The sequence below is a fragment of the Streptosporangium brasiliense genome (assembly GCF_030811595.1).
GTDB lineage: Bacteria > Actinomycetota > Actinomycetes > Streptosporangiales > Streptosporangiaceae > Streptosporangium > Streptosporangium brasiliense.
Genome location: NZ_JAUSRB010000002.1, coordinates 7542786 through 7560823, shown reverse-complemented (window position 1 = coordinate 7560823; position 18038 = coordinate 7542786). Strand labels below are relative to the sequence as shown.

The following is an 18038-nucleotide window of genomic DNA, read 5'->3' as shown; positions in this document are numbered from 1 at the left end:
AGAACACCTACCCGCAGCTGCACACCTTCAGGGACTACGGCGGGACCAGGTCATGGCCGTCGGGTGGGCAGCGAGTACTTCGTCGGCGCGCTCGGCCCCGCGCCCCGCGGCCTCTCACCCCTGGTCACGGGCGCCGGCGCCCTCAGTCCTCGTCGTGTTCGGTCACGGAACGGACCGTGGCGGCGGGTTTCCCGGAGGGGCAGGTCAGGCTGATGGCGGTCTTGCGGTCGTCGGACTCGAAGACCACCGAGACGGCGGCGGCGGGACCGCGCTCGACCTCGTCGACGCCGTATCCGGGGGCGGGACTCCACGACAGCAGGAGGGCCTGGCCGGCGTCGCAGGCGGCGGTCACCGACCCCTCGGCGTAGGAGAAGTTGCCGGTCTCCGCGTACGGCCCGGCGGAGGCGGGGGGCGCGACGGCCGGTCCCGCGGAGGTGGTGATCAGGGCCCGCTCGACCTCCTCCAGCGTCATGGAACGCACGACCTGCCCGGTGATGTCGGTGCCGATCAGGGACACCGCCCAGGTGCCGGTGGCCGTGGTGAGGACGGCGGCCGCGAGCCAGCCGCCCAGGCCCAGGAACGCACGCCGGCGCATCGATCGACCACCCTTCGGTGTCCTTTACGATTCATGGGGAACTTTCTACCTTTGCCAGCATAATTATCCAGTTCAAGAGAGGCTGGCGCGTTGCCGTGGCCCACCTGCTTCTCGTCGAGGACGACGCCCAGGTCCGGTCCGCGCTGACCCGGGCGCTCACCGAACGCGGGCACGCCGTCATCTCGGCCGCCGCGGGCATGCCGGGGCTCACCCGGGCACTGGAGGACCGGCCCGACCTGGTCGTGCTCGACCTGGGCCTGCCCGACCTCGACGGCTGCGAGGTGCTGCGCATGCTGCGCGCCGTCAGTGCCGTCCCGGTCATCGTGGCGACCGCGCGCGACGACGAGCCGGAGATCGTCCGGGCGCTGGACGCCGGGGCCGACGACTACGTCGTCAAGCCGTTCAGCGCGGCCCATCTGGACGCCCGGATCCGGGCCGTGCTGCGCCGTAGCCGCGACGACGACGCGGAGACGGGGCCGGTGCGGGTCGGCGGGCTGCTCATCGAGCAGGCGGGCCGGGAGGCGTCCCTCGACGGCGTCCGCCTCGACCTGACGCCCAAGGAGTTCGACCTGCTGCACTATCTCGCGGTCCGCCCCGGCCAGGTCGTCACCAAGCGCGAGCTGCTCACCGAGGTGTGGCGGATGGCCTACGGCGGCGCCGACAAGACCGTCGACGTGCACCTGTCCTGGCTGCGCCGCAAGCTCGGCGAGAGCGCCCAGCGCCCCCGCTACCTGCAGACCGTCCACGGTGTCGGCGTGAAGATCGTCGACCCGGGAGCATGAGGGCCGCCGGATGAGGCGACGGCTGGCCCTGCTCGCGGTGGCGACCACCTCGCTGGTCCTGGTCGCCTTCCTCGTGCCGCTGGCCATGCTGGTGAGCACGCTGGCCGCCGAGCGGGCCACGGCCGCCGCCACCACCTGGGCGCAGTCGGTGGCCACCGCGGCGGCCCTGGGCGACCAGGACACCCTCGACGCCACCGTACGGCAGGCCAACGGCTCCGGCGGCACACCGACCACGGTCTTCCTGGCCGGCCACGAGTTCCTCGGCGTGCCCGCGCCCCGCGGTCCCGGCGTCGAGCTGGCCGCGCGCGGGCGCAGCGTCACCGTCGAGACTCCGACCGGCCGGGAGATCCTGGTGGCCGTCCAGGGCGGGGAGCGCGGCACCATGGTCGTCCGCGCGTTCGTGAGCACCGAGCGGCTGCGCCAGGGAGTGGGGCGGGCGTGGCTGGTGCTGGGCCTGATCGGGTTGGTGCTGCTCACGGTCGGCATCGTCGTCGCCGACCGGCTCGCCCGCTCGCTGATCCAGCCGGTCGGGCAGGTCGCGGGGGTCTCCCGGCGGCTGGCCCGCGGCGACCTGGACGCGCGGGTGGAGGCGGCGGGCCCGCCGGAGATCCGCGAGGTCGGCACCGCGCTCAACCACCTGGCCGCCCGCATCCGCGAGCTGCTCACCCGCGAGCGCGAGGCGGTCGCGGACCTGTCCCACCGGCTGCGCACGCCGGTCACGGCGCTGCGGCTGGAGGCCGAGACCCTGCGTGACAAGGACGAGGCGGCCCGGGTGGGGGAGGCCGTCGACAGCGTCGAGCGCATGGTCACCCAGGTCATCCGGGAGGCACGCCGGTTCGACCGGGGCGGCGCGCCGAGCTGCGACGCCGCCCAGGTGGTCGGCGACCGCGTCGCCTTCTGGTCGGCGCTGGCGGAGGACCAGGACCGGCCGCTACATCTCGACCTGGCCGACGGCCCGATCACCGTGGGGGTGAGCGGCCCGGAGCTGGCGGCCTGCGTCGACCTGCTGCTGGAGAACGTGTTCGCCCACACTCCCGACGGGACCCCGTTCGCCGTCGAGCTGGCGGCGGGGCCCGAGGGCGGGGCCCGGCTGGTGATCGCCGACGAGGGGGCCGGTTTCGCCCTCCCGGACCCGGTCGGCCGCGGGGCGAGCGGCGGGTCCTCCACCGGCCTGGGCCTCGACATCGCCCGCCGTACCGCGGAGGACTCGGGCGGGTGGCTGCGGGCCGGCTCGTCGCCCTCGGGGGGAGCCGAGGTCACCCTCGAACTCGGCCCCGGCCTGACTTAGCGTTTCCTTAGGAACCTCGCAGCATCTCGCTATCGCCCGGACGGGCAGTCTCGAAGAGTCATCGCGATTGCCCGCAATCGCGGCTTCCCCCGGACAACGGAGCACCCCTGATGCGCAAGCCAATGATCATCTTTACCGGAATCGCCCTCGCCGCCCTCACGGTCGGAGGCGGCGTCGCCTTCGCCGACCGGGACGAGACCGGCCCGGCTCTCTCCTCGCCCGCCGGCACGGCCACCCCCACCCCCGGCACGGCCACCCCCGCCCAGGACGCCGACGACGACGCGGACGTCACGCGCAAGCCCGCCGTACTGGCGGAGCAGGCCCAGCAGACCGCGCTCGCCAGGGTGAACGGCGGATGGGTCACCTCCTCCGACCTGGAGACCGAGGGCGGTACCACCTCGTGGCAGATCGAGGTCGCCGACGGCGCGGGAGCCGGACGGGAGATCGTCGTCGACGCCACCACCGGCAAGATCCTCTCCGAGGCGGCCGACACCGACGACGGCCAGGAGAACGACGGGCAGGACGACGACTGACCGGCCCCGGACGGCGGGCCGGCGGAGACCGGCCCGCCGGGCGCTGTCGCGGACACGGACACGCGCTCGTCGAGGGACCAAGGGCGGTCCGGATCACACGTTCGGACGCCCATAATGACCAGGTATGACAGATCTAGACGGCCTCGTGCAGGAGACAGCCGATCGGCTGGTGGCCGAACACACCGGCGTGGTGGTCGTTGCGCTCGTCCCCGGCTCGGTGGAGATCCGGGGCGCCGGGCGCGTGGGTGGCGAGAACGGCGGCACGCCCGGTGCCGACACGGTGTTCGAGATCGGCTCGGTGACCAAGGTGTTCACGGCCCTGGCCCTGGCGCGGCTGGCCGTGGTGGGCACGGTCGATCTCGATGAGCCCCTGGCCGCGCTACTGCCCGAGGGAGCGAGTGTGCCTTCACGGGATGGTGAGGAGATCACCCTCCGGCATCTGGCGACCCACACCTCGGGTCTGCCCCGCCTGCCCAAGGGCATGCTGCTGGAGGCGCTGCTACGTCCGTCGAAGCCGGATCCCTACGCCGGATGCAGCACCGAGTTCCTGCTGCGGGGGCTGGCCCGGACCCGGCTGGGTGGCACGCCCGGACGCCGGTTCCGTTACTCCAACCTCGGCGCCGGACTGCTGGGACTGGCGCTCGCCCACCGGGCCGGCACCGACTACGAGACACTGATGAACCGGGAGATCTGCACCCCTCTGGGCTTGGCCGACACCGGCATCACCGTCGACAGCGGCCGCTCGGCGCGCCTGGCTCAGGGGCACACCCGGCGTGGCGGCCCCGCCGCGGCCTGGCACATGGCGGACATGGCCGGTGCGGGCGGGCTGCGATCGACGCCGGCCGATCTGGCCGCCTTCGTCCGCGCCCAACTGGACGGCGGCGCCGGCGGGGTCGCCGACGCGATCCGGCTCAGCCGCCGGATCGAGCACCGGATCAATCCCTTCACCTGGGCGCATCTCGGCTGGACGGGGCAGCGTCTGCACCCTCGACAGGGTGCCCACCTTCAGATCTGGCACAACGGGATGACCGGAGGGTTCTCCTCGTTCGTGGGCTTCGATCCCGAGAAGGGCGTGGCCGTCGCCATGCTCAGCAACACGCAGCGGTCGCTGGATCGCCCCGCCTTCGACCTGCTCCGTACCCTGCAGGCGGAGCACTCTTAGCCGGCGGCCGGCGGCCGGCGGCCGACAGTCGGACCGGGCACGCCGTCGAAGCGGCCCGGCTCGATCGTGCCGCCCTCTGATCATCGTGTCTGTTCCGACGGCGAGGTGGCTTGAGGAGGGGCCGGATCTCCGTTCTCCGTGTCCACCGCTCGGACGTGTGTCCCCGTCGCCTATTGCAAGTAGATTGCAAATACTAAAATCAAGCAAGTGCGTAATAATTGCAGAAGGTGCCAGGGTCCACTACTGTGATCTTGTGACCAGAGTCTTCACGGTGTTCCAGGCCTCTCCGGAGGACGGGGACGCGATAGGTGAGATCCACGCGGAGTCCTGGAAGGCCGCCTACGGCTCCTTCTTCGCTCCGGAGTTCTTCACCGAGGCGCTGCGGCGGCGGCGCAACAGATGGCCCGGCGTGCTCGCCGAGGACGAGGGCACCGCCATGCTCGCCGCACTGGACGGGCGGCGGCTGGCCTTCTCCTACTTCGGCTCCTCGCCGGCGCGGCCGGAGACGGCGGAGATCTTCGGTTTCTACGGTCACCCGGACGGCTGGGGGACCGGCGTCGCGAATGCCCTGATGGCCGCCTCCCTGCACAGGATCCGCGAGCAGGGCTTCGGGCGGGTCCATCTGTGGACGCTACGTGACACGCCTCAGTCCCGTCGCTTCTACGCCAAGAGCGGTTTCGTGGAGTCGGGCGCGGTCCGCGGCCACGACTTCGGCGACGGCAACCCCATCGAGCAGGTCGAGTACGAGCTGATCTTTCACTGATCCGGCCCACCCGTGGCGCCGGGGCGCCGACAGACGGCGGCGCGCCCAGAAGGGCGGCGCCTCACCGCTGTCGAGGATCCCGGCGTAGATCTCCGGACCGCCCCGGGCCCGGGGCGGCCGTCCGTGGCGGTGGCGCTCACCCGGCGCCGGGAAGGACCGTGGTCACGACCTTGTGGACGGCGCCGGCCTCCGGCGGGCTGCCTTTCCGGTCGGCGAACAGCATGTGCGCGGCCCCGATCAGGGTGGGAGCGAGCGTGTCGACGTCGGCGTCCGCCGCGACGCGGCCCAGTTCCCGCTCGGCGGTGAGATAAGAAGCGATCATGGCCGCTGCCTCCGTCAGGACCGGGACGCCGGTCGGCCTGGCCTGGCGCAGCCGGGCGCGCAGGTCGTCCCGGGAGGTGACGAGGCCGACGATCGCCACGGCGACCGACCCGAACAGGGCCGTCAGCGCGTCGGTGAGATTGCCGGCGACGGTGCCGGTCCCGGCGGAGTCGCGCAGGGCGGCGGCCTGCTTGTCGAGCCGGGCGATGCGGTCCAGCACGAGCTCGGCGAGGAATGCGTCGAAGTCGGCGAAGTGCCGGTGCAGGACGCCCTTGGCGCAACCTGCCTCCGTGGTGACCGCCCGGCTGGTCAGCGCGCTCGGTCCGTCCTGGAGCAGGACGCGTTCGGCGGCGTCGAACAGCTGCTCGCGCGCGTCGCGGATGGCTACCCCTGTCGGCACGTGTGTCTCCTTCGCTCGCCAGGCCCACCGTTGACGAGTGGGCAAGTGCCCATTTATGGTGGGCACATGCCCACTATACCCCCGGAGCGATCACTTCCCTCCGAACCCAGACCTCACCTGGCCCGCCGGATAGCGGAGTCCTTCGGCTCGGACCCCGAACGCTACGACCGGGCCAGGCCCCGCTATCCCGACGCGATGGTGGAGCGGATCGTCGCCGAAAGCCCCGGGCCCGACTTTCTCGACGTCGGCATCGGCACCGGCATCGCGGCCCGGCAGTTCCAGGCGGCCGGCTGCAGGGTGCTCGGGGTCGAGGTCGACGCGCGGATGGCCGAGTGGGCGCGACAGCGCGGGCTCGAGGTCGAGGTGGCCGGGTTCGAAGCCTGGGACCCCGCCGGCCGGGCGTTCGACGCCGTCGTCTCCGGGCAGACCTGGCACTGGGTGGAACCGGTCGCGGGAGCGGCGAAGGCGGCCGAGGCGCTGCGGCCCGGTGGCCGGCTGGCGGTGTTCTGGAACGTGGGCCAGCCTCCGCCCGATGTGGCCGGCGCCTTCTCCGAGGTCTACCGCCGGGTGATGCCCGGCTCGCTCGCCTCCCGCCAATGGACGGTCAGCTCGGACGGATACTCGGCGCTGTCCGCCAAGGCGGCCGACGGCATCCGGGAGGCGGGCGCGTTCAGCGAGCCGGAGCAGTGGCGGTTCGACTGGGAGCAGGTCTACACCCGGGACGAGTGGCTGGACCAACTGCCCACCACCGGTGGCCACACCCAGCTCCCGCCGGCCACGCTGGAAGCGGTGCTGGCGGGCGTCGGCGCCGCCATCGACGCGGTGGGAGGCGGCTTCACGATGCGCTACGCCACGGTGGCGGTCACCGCGGCGCGCACCGGTGCCGCGCCGACCCCGCCGGTGGGCCCGTGACGCACCGGGGTGTGCCCGATGCCGACCGGCCGGGGCGAGGCCACGGTGGACACACCGATGACGCCGCTCGCCACGGGGGCGGCCGAGCCGGTGCGGGTCCCGCGCCCGCGCCCTGAGAAACAGGTCGGGACCTCCGGCGGGGAAGATCCCGCCGAGCGCCATCGCCGGACGGCCTGTGACGTTGATACCTGGCGGATACACGGCTGAGCGCGTACGGACACCCGGCGGATGCGGAGCGGAGGAAAGCGGCCTCCAGAGTGGCCACGGCGCCGCGAGGGCGGCGCGATCCCACCGTGAAGGAGTCCTCTGTGCGTGTGTTGACGCGTGGTCTGCCCGGTCTGCTCGCCCTGGCGGTGCTGACCGGCTGCGGGGGGAACACACCCCCCGCGGCCGGCGGCGGCAGCGCCCCGGTGGACAAGGCCCGCGAGCGGGAGAACGTCATCGCCACCTGCATGAAGCAGAAGGGTTTCTCCTACACCCCCTCGGTCAGCCGGCCCAAGAGGTCCGACGCGGGCACCGGCGACTACGCGGCGATGAAGGAGGCCCGCGGCAAGTACGGCTTCGGCGTCTTCTCCGCCTTCGTCTACCCGGACCCGGCGGCCAAGCAGGATCCCGACCCCAACCGGGCGACGATCGACAGCCTCCCCGCCAACAAGCGGCAGGCCTACACCAAGACCATGAACGAGTGCCGGGTCGACGCGCTCCGGCAGGTGAACGGCCTGAAGGTCACCTCGCTCGATGACTACCACGAGCAGATGAGCAAGGAGATCGAGCGCATCGACAAGGATCTCGACGGCGACCCCAAGCTCGTGGAGCTCGCCGCGCCCTTCGCCGAGTGCCTGAGGTCCAAGGGGGAGCGGGTGACGTCCGCGAGGCCGCTGGCGCTGGGTGGACGCGGCTTGGAGGTGTGGTACGAGCAGCTCGAGAAGCTGCGCAAGGCGGGCAAGGTCACGGCGGAGGCGGCCAGGCCGTACCTCGCCAAGGAGATCAAGTCGGCGCTGGCCGACTTGGAGTGCGGCAAGGACTTCTACGCCGCCTTCATCCCCCTGAGCACCCGGCTCAACAACGAGGCCAGGGTGAAGTTCGGATACACAGAGCAGTGATGCGCACCCCGCGCGGCAAGCTGCTGCTGGTGCTGGCCGTGGTCCTGATGGTCGCGGGGGCCGGCTGGGGAGTGAGCACGTTGCTGCGCTCCCCAGCCGACGAGGCGGCGGCACGCAAGCCGCCCAGACCGTCGCTGGTCACGGTCGAGGTCGAGCGGCGCAAGCTGGTCAGCACCGTGGTGATCAGCGGCGCCCTGGAGTACGGCTCGCCGTACCCGGTGTCGCTGGCCGGGGTGGTGGGCGGCGACGACGCCGCTCAGCGGGCCACCCGTGCTCCCCGGCCGGGCACGATCACGGAGGGCACAGTGGTGATGGAGGTGAACGGGCGCCCGGTGTTCGTCTTCACCGGCAAGGTGCCGATGCACCGCGGCCTCCTCCCCGGCGCCAAGGGGGCCGACGTCAGGCAGTTGCAGAGAGCGCTGCGCGGGCTTGGCCACCACGCGCCCATGACCGGGGTGTTCGACCGGGCGACCATCGCCGCGGTGTCGCGCTTCTACGCCAAGCGGGACTATGAGGCGCAGCAGCCCACCTTGGAGCTGCGGCAGAAGCGCGACGACCTGCGCAGGGCCGTACGGGCCGCGCAGGAAGTGCTCGCGACCGAGCGCAGGGCGCTTGACCAGGGCCTGGACGTGCTCCCGCTGAAGGTGAAGCTCGCCAACGCTCGGCGGGATCTGAAGGAGGCCGGACAGGCGCTGGAGAGCGCGCGGGCACAGGAGCACACCACCGAGGACGAGACCAGGGTCGAGGCCGCCGAGAGCGCCGTGCGAGCGGCCGAGGAGAGGTTGCTGGCCGCCGAGCAGGAGCTCGCCCAGGCCCGCGCGGTGCCCACCCCCGCGCCCACTCCCAGCCCAGGCGCCCCGGCCGGGCCGCCTGCCGACACCCGCCTGCTCGAACTCCGGGTCGCCAACGCCGGAGCCGATGTGGCCGCCGCCCGGTCGGCGCTGGAGCGAGTGCTGGAGGAGGCCGGGATCGCGCGGGACAGGCGGCTGACCGAGCTGGGGAAGAACCTCCGGCTGGCGCGCGAGGCCGTCGTCACCGCCGAGCAGACGCTCAGGCAGGCCAGACAGCTCTCGCCCACCAAGCTGAGGGTGGCCAACGCCCAGCGTGACCTGGCCGCGGCACAGGCGCTGCTGGCCGAGTTCTCCCGGACCTACGGCACCACCGTCCCGCCGGGAGAGATCGTCTTCCTGCCCAGGCTGCCGGCCCGCCTCCACAAGGCGACCGTCAAGGCGGGTGAGCTGGTGGACAGGCCGATCGCCACGGTGACCAGCTCCACCTTCGTGGTCTCGGGCTCGGTGGACGCGGCTGAGGCCGGGCGGCTGAAGACGGGCCTGGAGGCGACCATCGAAACCGAGGACGGCAGGACCGTCCCCGGCACGGTGACCTCCCTCGGCGGGCGCGACGCGAAGGGCGCCGTGCCGGTGATGATCACTCCTGCCTCGATGAAGGGCCTCAGGAAGCTCGCCGGTGCCCCCGTCACCGTCCGCGTGACCATCGGCGCCACCGGCAAGGAGGTGCTCGTGGTCCCCGCAGCGGCGGTCGTCACCGCCGCCGACGGCAGGGCCCGGGTGCAGGTGGAGACCGCGCCCGACCGGACCAAGGAGGTCGAGGTGCGCACCGGCCTGGCCGCCGACGGAGCCGTGGAGGTGACCGGCGACCTCAGGCCGGGAGACCTGGTGGTGGTCAACGGTGCCTGAGCCGGTCATCCTGCTCGACGACCTGACCAAGGAGTTCCCCACCGAACCCCCCGTCAGGGCGCTCTCCACCATCAACCTGAGAGTCGAAAAGTCGGACTATGTCGCCATAGTCGGCCCCTCGGGGTCCGGCAAGTCCACCCTGCTCAACATGCTCGGCCTGCTCGACCGGCCGACCAGCGGCGGCTACCGGCTCGACGGCATCGAGACCACCACGCTGAAGGACGGCGCGCGGACCACGGTGCGCGGCAGTCGTATCGGCTTCGTCTTCCAGTCCTTCCACCTGCTGCCGCACCGCAGCGTGCTGGAGAACGTCATGCTGGCCGAGATCTACGGCGCAGGGTCGCGCAGGGGGCGGCGGGAGCGCGCGATGCGGGCGCTGGAGCGGGTGGGGCTGTCGCACCGGGTGGACTTCCTGCCCGGCAGGATGTCCGGCGGCGAGCGGCAGCGCGCCGCCATCGCCCGCGCCCTGATGGGCGGACCGTCGCTGCTGCTGTGCGACGAACCCACCGGCAACCTCGACAGCAGGAACACCGACGCCGTGCTCGACCTGTTCGACGAGCTGCGCGCCCAGGGCATGACCATCGTGGTCATCACCCACGAGAACGAGGTGAGCGACCGGGCCGGGCGCCGGGTCCGCATCACCGACGGCATCCTCACGGAGGAGTAGATGTGCACCCGCGCGACCTGCTGAACGAGGCCATGGCGGGCCTGCTGGCCCGCCCGGCGCGCTCGGCGCTGACCACGCTGGGCACCGTGCTGGGCATCACCACACTCGTGGTCACCCTGGGCGTCGCCGCGACGGCGGGCAACCAGATCGTCGGCCGCTTCGACGAGCTGACCGCCACCTCCGTCACGGTCGAGGTCCCGGACAACCCGTTCCCCCTGGTCGACTGGGCCGACGTCAGCCGGGTGGCCCGGCTGCGCGGGGTGGTCTCCGCCGCCGCCCTCGCCGAGTCGGAACAGAGCGCCAACCTCAGCGTCCGCTCCAACGACGTCGTGGACCCCACCCGGGTCACCGACCAGACCCTCACGGTGGTCGCCAGCAGCCCCGGCCTGCCCGCCGCGGTCAAGGGCAGAATGGTCGAGGGCCGCTACTTCGACGCCGGGCACATCGCCCGCGGGGACAAGGTCGTCGTGCTGGGCCGGCACGCGGCCCGGATGCTGGGCATCACCCGGCTGGAACGGGCCCCGGCCATCTTCATCGGCACCCAGGCATACACCGTCATCGGCGTGCTCGACGACCCGAAACGCGAAAAGAGCCTCGCGAGCGCCGTCCTGCTGCCACCGGCGATCGGCAAGCGCTACGGCCTGAGCACCGTGACCCGGGTCCTGGTCAACACCGGTCTCGGCGCCGCGGAACTGATCGCCAAGCAGGCGCCGACCGCGCTCAGCCCCGGCAACGAGGGCCTTCTCCAGGTCATGTCGCCGTCCAGCCCCACCAGGGCGCGCGATGCGGTGGAAGGCGACGTCAACGCCCTCTTCCTGATCCTCGGGCTGGTCTCCCTGGTCGTCGGCGCGGTCGGCATCGCCAACGTCACGCTGGTGACCGTGATGGAGCGCGTCGCCGAGATCGGCCTGCGCCGCGCCCTGGGCGCCGCCCGCCGCCACGTCGCCGCGCAGTTCCTGCTGGAGTCCACCCTCACCGGGCTGACCGGCGGCATCATCGGCGCCTCCGTGGGGATCGTCGTGATCGTCGCGGTCTGCGCCGCCAAGCAGTGGACTCCGGTGCTGGATGTACGGCTGGCCGCCGCGGCACCTGCCGCCGGCGCCGTCGTCGGGCTGCTCGCGGGCCTGTACCCGGCCCTGCGTGCCGCCCGCATGGAACCGGTCAACGCACTTCGCTAGATATGGTGCATTTTCATGACATCCCTGCTGCTCGTCGAAGACGACACGGTGATCCGCACGTCGGTCGGCCTGGCTCTGGAACGCTACGGCTATCGGATGACGACCGCCGCTGACGGGTTGACCGGTCTGGAGGCAGCCCAGGCGGGCGGCCACGACCTGCTGCTGCTGGATGTGATGCTGCCCGGCCTGGACGGCATCAGCGTGTGCCGCAGGATCCGGGAGACCAGCCAGGTGCCGATCCTCATGATGTCGGCGCGCGGTGACGGTCTGGATGTCGTCGCCGGGCTGGAGGGCGGCGCCGACGACTATGTGGTCAAACCAGTCGACCTGCCGGTGCTGGTGGCCAGGATCCGGTCACTGCTGCGCCGGGCCACCATCGCCCGGCCCGAGCCCGCGACCGGCCAGGCCGCCGCGAGCGCTGTGCTCGCCTTCGGCGAGCTGAGCATCGACACCGGCGCGCTGGAGGTACGGCGGGCCGGGCAACGCGTCGAGCTGGCCCCGAGCGAGCTGCGGCTGCTGCTGGAGTTCGCCGCCCACCCGGGCATCGTGCTGGAGCGGGCGACGCTGCTGCGCACCGTGTGGGACTACGGCTGGGACGGCGACAGCCGCGTGGTGGACCTGTGCGTACAGCGCCTGCGCAAGAAGATCGGCGCCGAGCGCATCGAGACGGTCCGCGGGTTCGGCTACAAACTGCGTATCACCTGATTCGGTTACAGACTGCGCACTACCTAAAAGGGGCCCCGGTGATGAATCCGGCTTCGCTGCGATGGAAGATCGCCGCGCTCGTCACGACCGCCTGCGTCGTCGTCGCGGCCGTGGTCGGCCTCCTGGTGCACCGGGCGACCTGGCAGCGCACCCTGGACGGGGCCGAGAGCCAAGCCCTGGAGGCGCTCGAACAGTCACTGGCCCGCGCCGGCCTGCCCGAGGACGTGGTGACCGTCCAGGAACTCCCCGTCGCCCTGGCCGCCCGGCTGCGGCCCGGCCGGCCGGCGACCTGGTACGGGCTCGATCACCGGGACGAGCCGTGGATGTGGGCCGCCCAACCGTATGGCGGCGACGGCGGCCGGGCGGTGAGCGTACAGATCTCGGTGGGCTCGGAGCTGCGCAGCCTGTACGCGCTCGACCGCGACATGGTCAAAGCCGCGCTGCTCGCCCTGGCCGGGGTGGTGCCGCTGTCGGTGCTGGCGGCCGAACTCCCCAACCGGCGGCTGCGGCGCGTCGCCCGCACCGCCCGCCAGATCGCCGACGGCAACCTGGACGCCCGGACCGACGCGAGCGGCCGGGACGAGATCGCCGACATCGGTGCCGGGCTCAACTCCATGGCCGCCAGCCTGCAGCGGCGGCTGCTGGCCGAACAGCGCTTCACGGCCGATGTCGCGCACGATCTGCGTACCCCGCTGATGGGCCTGCTGACCGCCGGCCAGCTGCTGCCCGACGGGCAGGCCACCGACCTGGTCCGCGACCGGATCGGCGTGCTGCGCGGCCTGGTCGACGACCTGCTGGAGATATCCCGCCTGGACGCCGGCGGCGAGCAGCCCGACCAGCAGCCGGTGCCGCTGGCCGACCTGGTGCGGGAGTCGCTGCACCGTCTCGGCGTGCCCGCCGACCTGCATGCCGTCGGCGAGCAGGGCCACGCGACAGCCGTCACCGACCCGCGCCGCCTCGAACGGATCGTCGCCAACCTGGTCCTCAACGCCCACGCGCACGGCGCCGCCCCGGTACAGATCACCGTGCGCCCCCATCAGATCGTCATCCGCGACCACGGACCCGGTTTCCCGCCCGACCTGCTTGCCGACCTGGGCAACGGGCAGGCGCAGCGCTTCCGCACCGGACGGACCGAGCGCGGCCGCGGGCACGGGCTCGGCCTGACCATCGTGTCCGGCCACGCCCGCGTCATCCGGGCCGCCCTCCAGTTCGCCAACCTTCCTGGCGGCGGCGCGAGCGTCACCGTCACCCTGCCCGGCACACCACCGGCACCGGATCGATAGCCGGCCCCGGGCCGTACGGGCCCAGCCAGACCCGGACAGCCCGCTGCGATCCCGTACGGCCTGCTGCTCGGTCCACCTGAGAGCGGCCGCGCCTCAATCTCAAGACCGAAAGCTGGTCGCGCTTGCGCCGCGACGCGAGCGGGCTCATCAGCCGGCGGTGCCGTTCCACAGCCCTCCGACGCGTTCCGCGGCCGGCGCCGCTTGCCGTACGCCCGCCTGGTAGGACGCCTCCCAGGCCGACCTGTCGTGGAGGTCGGAGCCGAAGGCATCCAGAGCTTCCTGGTCAGGGGCGATCGAGAGGGGAGAACCGCTGGGGAAGACGTGGGCCAGGGGCTCGATGACGATCACTACGTCGGCGCCGGCCGCCAGATCGGCGCTGGCGCCCGCGCGAAAGGCGCCGTCCATGTAGCGGTGCCCGTTGATCGTGACGGGCGGGTAGAGGCCGGGCACCGCGTAGCTGGAGGCGACGGCGGACAGCAGCGGCGCATCCCCGTCCTGGTCCCAGACCACAGATTCGCCGGTCTCCGTGTCGACCGCGGTGATCAGGAGAGGCCGTCCGGGCCAGTCACGGGCGTTGATCAGGGCGGCCGTCCGGTCGAGGTGGGCCCGCTCGGGGGCCACGTCGGCGGTGAGAGCCACCCGCCCGATCCTGCGCAGCTTCTCCTCCCGGTCCAGCGCGGGATCGCCGAGTGTCGCGAAGACTTCGGCCAGCCTGGCCGGGTCGGTGGTGGTGTCGCCGTCCCGGGGGCCCGGGAGGCTGGCCAGGCGGTCGAGATCCTCACCGACGGCGAGCATGGCGCCGACGATGGCGCCGGCCGACGTGCCGACGATCAGGTCGGCGTCGGCCAGGTCCACGCCCGTACGGCGCAGGCCGACGGCGAGCCCGGCCAGCCATGCCGTACCGACGACGCCGCCAGGACCGAGTACGAGAGCACGTTTCATGCGATCATCCTGTTACCTCAACCAAACTTGAGGTCAACGGCGTGGCCGATCCGATGCTCCAGGTCCTCGCGGCCCTGCCCACGGTGGTCACCATGGGCGCCATCGCCCATGGCTCGGCTCCGCCGGCGCGGGCGGCCTCGGCGGTGGCGTCGAGCCCGGACACCGGCAAGGGCACGACCTCCAGACGTGGGCTGGGAGGCGGAGCTCAGTCGGCCTGGTGCTCCGGGAGGGCGGCTGGGCGCGCACGGACCCGGGCCTTGTCGCCTTGCCTGCCGAAAATGTGGAGGATCTCGACGGGGCGGTCGCCACTGGGGCCGAACCAGTGCGGCTCGGCCGTGTCGAACTCGGCCACCTCGCCGGGACGGAGCGTGAGCTCGCGCTCCCCGAGGACGAGCAGCAGTTCTCCCGCGAGGACGAAGAGCCACTCGTAGCCGGTGTGGGTGACGAGCCGGCGAGGGCAGGGCGGGATCACCTGCTTGAAGACCTGGAGGCGGCCCGGGTACTGCGTCAGGGGCACGAGGACGCTTCCGCGGCGGTGGCGGTGCCGCAGCGGGGTCAGGTGAACCCGTGGGTCGCCGGTCGCCGGGGCGGCGATGAGCTGATCGAGCGCGACACGGTGCGCCCGCGCGAGCGGTATGAGCAGTTCGAGGGTCGGGCGTCTCTTGCCGGACTCGATCCGGGACAGGCCGCTGACCGAGATGCCGGTCGCCGCCGACAGCGCCTCGAGGGTCATGCCGCGGTCGCGGCGCAGTGAGCGCAGCCGAGGCCCGATGGTGGCGAGCAACTGCTCCAGTTCGGCATCCACGCCCACCAGTCTGGCCCGACCGGGCACCGGTCCGACCAGGCCGGGCCGGTTTTTTGCAGTTTCCGCAAAATTCCTACCCGATCGACACCCGATGGCCCGACATTGCTGTCCTGGCCCCGCGAGGCCTCGATTCCGCGAGTGCCCGCCAAGCGCCACGAAGGAGCAACCATGGACCCCCGACCCGCCACGTCCAGACGCTGGACGGTGCTGGCGATCTGCTGCCTGAGCCTGTTCCTGGTCGGACTGGACACGACGATCGTGAACGTCGGCCTGCCGTCGATAGGCGCCGGCCTGGGTGTCGGAACCCGCGGTCTGGAGTGGGCGGTCGACGCGTACACGCTTGTACTGGCCAGCCTGCTGATCTCCTCCGGCGCGCTGGCCGACCGCATCGGACGGCGACGTGTGTTCCGGCTCGGGCTGGTCGTGTTCGGCGCCGCGTCCGTGGCGTGCGCGCTCGCGCCGACCATCGGCGCGCTGGTCGCCGCCCGCGTCGCGCAGGGGGTCGGCGCCTCGATGCTCAGCCCGGTGGCGCTCGCCATCGTCGTCAACGTGATCAGCGAGCCGAAGGAGCGGGCGCGTGCGATCGGCGTGTGGGCGGCCGTCTTCGGCGTCAGCATGGCCGCCGGGCCTGTCGCGGGCGGTGCTCTGATCTCGGCTGTCGGCTGGCGGTCGGTCTTCTGGATCAACGTGCCGGTCGTCGCCGCGGTGCTGGTGCTGACCGCGGTCTTCGTCCCGGAGTCGCGCGCGCAGCGTCCGCGTCGGCTCGACGCTCCGGGGCAGCTGCTGCTGACCGTGGTGGTCGGCTGCTCGGTCGCCGTACTGATCGAGGGACCGCACATCGGGTGGGACTCGCCCGCGGCGATCGCCGGCTACGTTATCGTCGCCGTCTCCGCGGCCACGTTCGGGTGGGTCGAGTCGCGACGGGCCGAGCCGCTGGTGGACCCCCGGCTGTTCCGCCGGCCGCCGTTCGTCGCGGCCGTCGTGGGCGCGGTCGTGGTGTTCGTCGCCCTCAGCGCGACCCTGCTGCTCAACACCCTCTACCTCCAGCACGCCAGAGGCATGACCCCGCTGGCGGTAGGGATGGTCACGCTCCCGATGGCCATCGCCGCGACCGTGTGCGCGCCGCTCTCCGGGGTGCTCGTCGGACGTTTCGGCCCGCGCCCACCGCTGGCGCTCGCCGGGGGTTTCATCACGGCCGGTGGTCTCTGCCTCGTGGGCATCGGCGACCACACCGACATCCGGTCGCTGTCGTCGGCCTACCTGCTCGTCGGCATCGGGTTCGGGTTCGCGAACGCGCCGATCACCAACACCGCGGTCAGCGGCCTGCCGCCGGCCCGCGCCGGCGTCGCCGGTGGGATCACCTCCACCGCCCGCCAACTCGGCTCGGCCCTCGGCATCGCTGTCGCGGGCAGCGTCGTCGTCGACGCCTCACCCGCACATTTCGCCCAGGCGCTACGTCCCGGCTGGCTCCTCGTCACCGGCTGCGGCCTGATCGTACTTGTCGCGACCCTGATGGCGCCGGCTGCCGGCCGGCACCAGAACCCGCAGGTGGGCGGAGAGCCGGGTGGCGGTAGGCGGACGGCGGGGGTGGGGGTGGGCAGGCAGCCGGGCGGAGGCTGACGGACCGTCAGGGACTCCACCGGCATAGGCCGCACGACAGAGTGGTACGTGTCGGGGATGAGAAGGCGACCCGCTGCACGCCGGTGATCCGTCGCAGTCGCCGTCGAGTGCGATTTTCACCAAGATGTCAGGATGAACGCCCCCGCAACCGGGACGCGCCTGCCGTGGCATGCCGTACCCGAACAGGTCCGCCGAGCCGTCGAAACCCGGCTGGGTGCCCCGGTCGTCAAGGCGGTGACACAGACCGGCGGGTTCTCGCCGGGCGCCGCCGTGCGGCTGAGGCTGGCCGACGGCCGGCGCGCGTTCGCCAAGGCCGTCGGTCCCGAGCCGAATCCACTCACCGCCGACATCTATCGAGCCGAAGCTCGCATCGCCGCTGCGCTCCCCGCTGGAGTGCCCGCACCCAGGATGCTGGCCTCGTTCGATTCCGGAGGCTGGGTCGCGCTGCTGTTCGAAGACGTGGACGGTCACCCGCCGGCCGCTCCATGGCGGACCGATGAGCTGGGACGCGTTCTGGATGCCCTGGCCCGGCTGGCCACCGCGCTGACCCCCGCCCCGATCCCCGCCCCGCCCGCGCGACAGCGCTTCGGTGAGCAGTTCCAGGGATGGCGGCGCCTGGTCGCGGACCGTGAAACAGGCGGTGATGAGCTGGTCGGCCTTGACACGTGGGCAGCGCGCCATCTGGATGCGCTGGCGGATCTGGAGGCGCGCTGGCCGGACGCCGTCGAGGGGGACAGCCTGGTGCACGGTGACATCCGGGCGGACAACCTGTTGCTTACCGCTGAGGAGGTGGTGGTCGTCGACTGGCCGTGGGCGTCCGTCGGAGCCGGCTGGTTCGACCTGCTGCAGATGCTGCCCAGCGTGAGGATGCAGGGAGGTCCGCCGCCCGAGGAGGTCTTCGCCGCCCATCCGGTCGGGCGGGACGCCGATCCCGCGGCGGTGACCGCGGTGCTGGCCGCACTCGCCGGGTATTTCATCCGGCAGTCCCGTCAGCCCGATCCACCAGGTCTGCCGACACTACGCGCCTTCCAGGCGGCCCAGGGCGGAGCCGCCCTGGAGTGGCTGCGCACGCGCACGGGATGGGTCGGAAACCCGTCATGACCACCCCTTCTTCACGGCCGGCCTGACGCCTTGGGCGGAGCGGATACCTGCGCGTGCCGTACGGCCCGTCCCAGGGACAGGACCGGCAGGGCGGGATCCGCAGGAGACCGCGTGCTGCCCGCACCGGATCCACCGACCGGCCCGCCGGCCCCGCGCGGCCCTCACATCAGGTTTTCCGGCG

General features: G+C 72.4%; 18 protein-coding genes. 14 read left to right on the top strand and 4 right to left on the bottom strand.

All coding sequences use genetic code 11. From position 1 onward, the window contains the following. Window positions 1-142: 142 nt before the first annotated feature. Window positions 143-595, bottom strand: a complete 453-nt coding sequence (locus tag J2S55_RS43645) for a hypothetical protein (protein ID WP_306873609.1) — start codon at window positions 593-595, stop codon at window positions 143-145. Between the two features lie 95 nt (window positions 596-690). Here J2S55_RS43645 and J2S55_RS43640 point away from each other — a divergent pair, with 95 nt between their 5' ends. The 5 genes from J2S55_RS43640 (at window position 691) to J2S55_RS43620 (ending at window position 5123) form a co-directional block, all read left to right on the top strand. Next, window positions 691-1377, top strand: coding sequence for a response regulator transcription factor (locus J2S55_RS43640; protein ID WP_306873607.1), 687 nt, complete (start codon window positions 691-693; stop codon window positions 1375-1377). 10 nt (window positions 1378-1387) lie between these two features. Further along, window positions 1388-2665: a HAMP domain-containing sensor histidine kinase gene (locus J2S55_RS43635; RefSeq protein ID WP_306873604.1), complete on the top strand. Its 1278-nt coding sequence runs from the start codon at window positions 1388-1390 to the stop codon at window positions 2663-2665. A 110-nt stretch (window positions 2666-2775) separates the two neighbouring features. After that, entirely contained in the window at window positions 2776-3198 is a 423-nt protein-coding gene (locus tag J2S55_RS43630; RefSeq protein ID WP_306873602.1) for a PepSY domain-containing protein, read from the top strand. 124 nt (window positions 3199-3322) lie between these two features. Further along, entirely contained in the window at window positions 3323-4360 is a 1038-nt protein-coding gene (locus J2S55_RS43625) for a serine hydrolase domain-containing protein (RefSeq protein ID WP_306873599.1), read from the top strand. Between the two features lie 253 nt (window positions 4361-4613). After that, window positions 4614-5123 (top strand): GNAT family N-acetyltransferase, encoded by a 510-nt coding sequence (locus J2S55_RS43620; RefSeq protein WP_306873597.1) that lies wholly within the window; start codon window positions 4614-4616, stop codon window positions 5121-5123. Window positions 5124-5259: 136 nt separating this feature from the next. Here J2S55_RS43620 and J2S55_RS43615 read toward each other — a convergent pair whose 3' ends face one another. Next, a complete protein-coding gene (locus J2S55_RS43615; RefSeq protein ID WP_306873594.1) occupies window positions 5260-5844 on the bottom strand; it encodes a TetR/AcrR family transcriptional regulator in 585 nt (194 codons plus the stop codon). Between the two features lie 66 nt (window positions 5845-5910). On the opposite strand from J2S55_RS43615, the gene J2S55_RS43610 reads away from it, so the two are divergent. The 7 genes from J2S55_RS43610 (at window position 5911) to J2S55_RS43580 (ending at window position 13389) form a co-directional block, all read left to right on the top strand. Continuing rightward, on the top strand, window positions 5911-6756 hold the full coding sequence (locus J2S55_RS43610) for a class I SAM-dependent methyltransferase (protein WP_306873591.1): 846 nt from the start codon (window positions 5911-5913) through the stop codon (window positions 6754-6756). 308 nt (window positions 6757-7064) lie between these two features. After that, complete coding sequence (locus J2S55_RS43605; protein WP_306873589.1) at window positions 7065-7859, top strand: hypothetical protein; 795 nt, start codon at window positions 7065-7067, stop codon at window positions 7857-7859. Continuing rightward, entirely contained in the window at window positions 7859-9556 is a 1698-nt protein-coding gene (locus tag J2S55_RS43600; protein ID WP_306873587.1) for a peptidoglycan-binding protein, read from the top strand. The genes J2S55_RS43605 and J2S55_RS43600 overlap by 1 nt, the downstream gene beginning before the upstream one ends. Then, window positions 9549-10223, top strand: a complete 675-nt coding sequence (locus tag J2S55_RS43595) for an ABC transporter ATP-binding protein (RefSeq protein WP_306873584.1) — start codon at window positions 9549-9551, stop codon at window positions 10221-10223. The genes J2S55_RS43600 and J2S55_RS43595 overlap by 8 nt, the downstream gene beginning before the upstream one ends. A gap of 2 nt (window positions 10224-10225) precedes the next feature. Further along, window positions 10226-11401, top strand: coding sequence for an ABC transporter permease (locus J2S55_RS43590; protein ID WP_306873581.1), 1176 nt, complete (start codon window positions 10226-10228; stop codon window positions 11399-11401). Between the two features lie 15 nt (window positions 11402-11416). Next, window positions 11417-12106 carry a two-component system response regulator CseB gene (gene cseB, locus J2S55_RS43585; RefSeq protein WP_306873578.1) on the top strand — a complete coding sequence of 230 codons (690 nt, stop codon included), beginning with the start codon at window positions 11417-11419 and terminating at the stop codon, window positions 12104-12106. Window positions 12107-12147: 41 nt separating this feature from the next. Then, a complete protein-coding gene (locus J2S55_RS43580) occupies window positions 12148-13389 on the top strand; it encodes a sensor histidine kinase (protein ID WP_306873576.1) in 1242 nt (413 codons plus the stop codon). A gap of 147 nt (window positions 13390-13536) precedes the next feature. On the opposite strand, the gene J2S55_RS43575 is transcribed toward J2S55_RS43580, so the two are convergent. Further along, complete coding sequence (locus J2S55_RS43575) at window positions 13537-14331, bottom strand: patatin-like phospholipase family protein (protein WP_306873574.1); 795 nt, start codon at window positions 14329-14331, stop codon at window positions 13537-13539. A 205-nt stretch (window positions 14332-14536) separates the two neighbouring features. Next, window positions 14537-15136 (bottom strand): helix-turn-helix domain-containing protein, encoded by a 600-nt coding sequence (locus J2S55_RS43570; protein ID WP_306873572.1) that lies wholly within the window; start codon window positions 15134-15136, stop codon window positions 14537-14539. A gap of 168 nt (window positions 15137-15304) precedes the next feature. On the opposite strand from J2S55_RS43570, the gene J2S55_RS43565 reads away from it, so the two are divergent. Next, window positions 15305-16756, top strand: a complete 1452-nt coding sequence (locus tag J2S55_RS43565) for an MFS transporter (protein ID WP_306873570.1) — start codon at window positions 15305-15307, stop codon at window positions 16754-16756. Between the two features lie 132 nt (window positions 16757-16888). Then, window positions 16889-17857 carry a phosphotransferase family protein gene (locus J2S55_RS43560; protein ID WP_306873568.1) on the top strand — a complete coding sequence of 323 codons (969 nt, stop codon included), beginning with the start codon at window positions 16889-16891 and terminating at the stop codon, window positions 17855-17857. The last annotated feature ends 181 nt before the right edge of the window (window positions 17858-18038 follow it).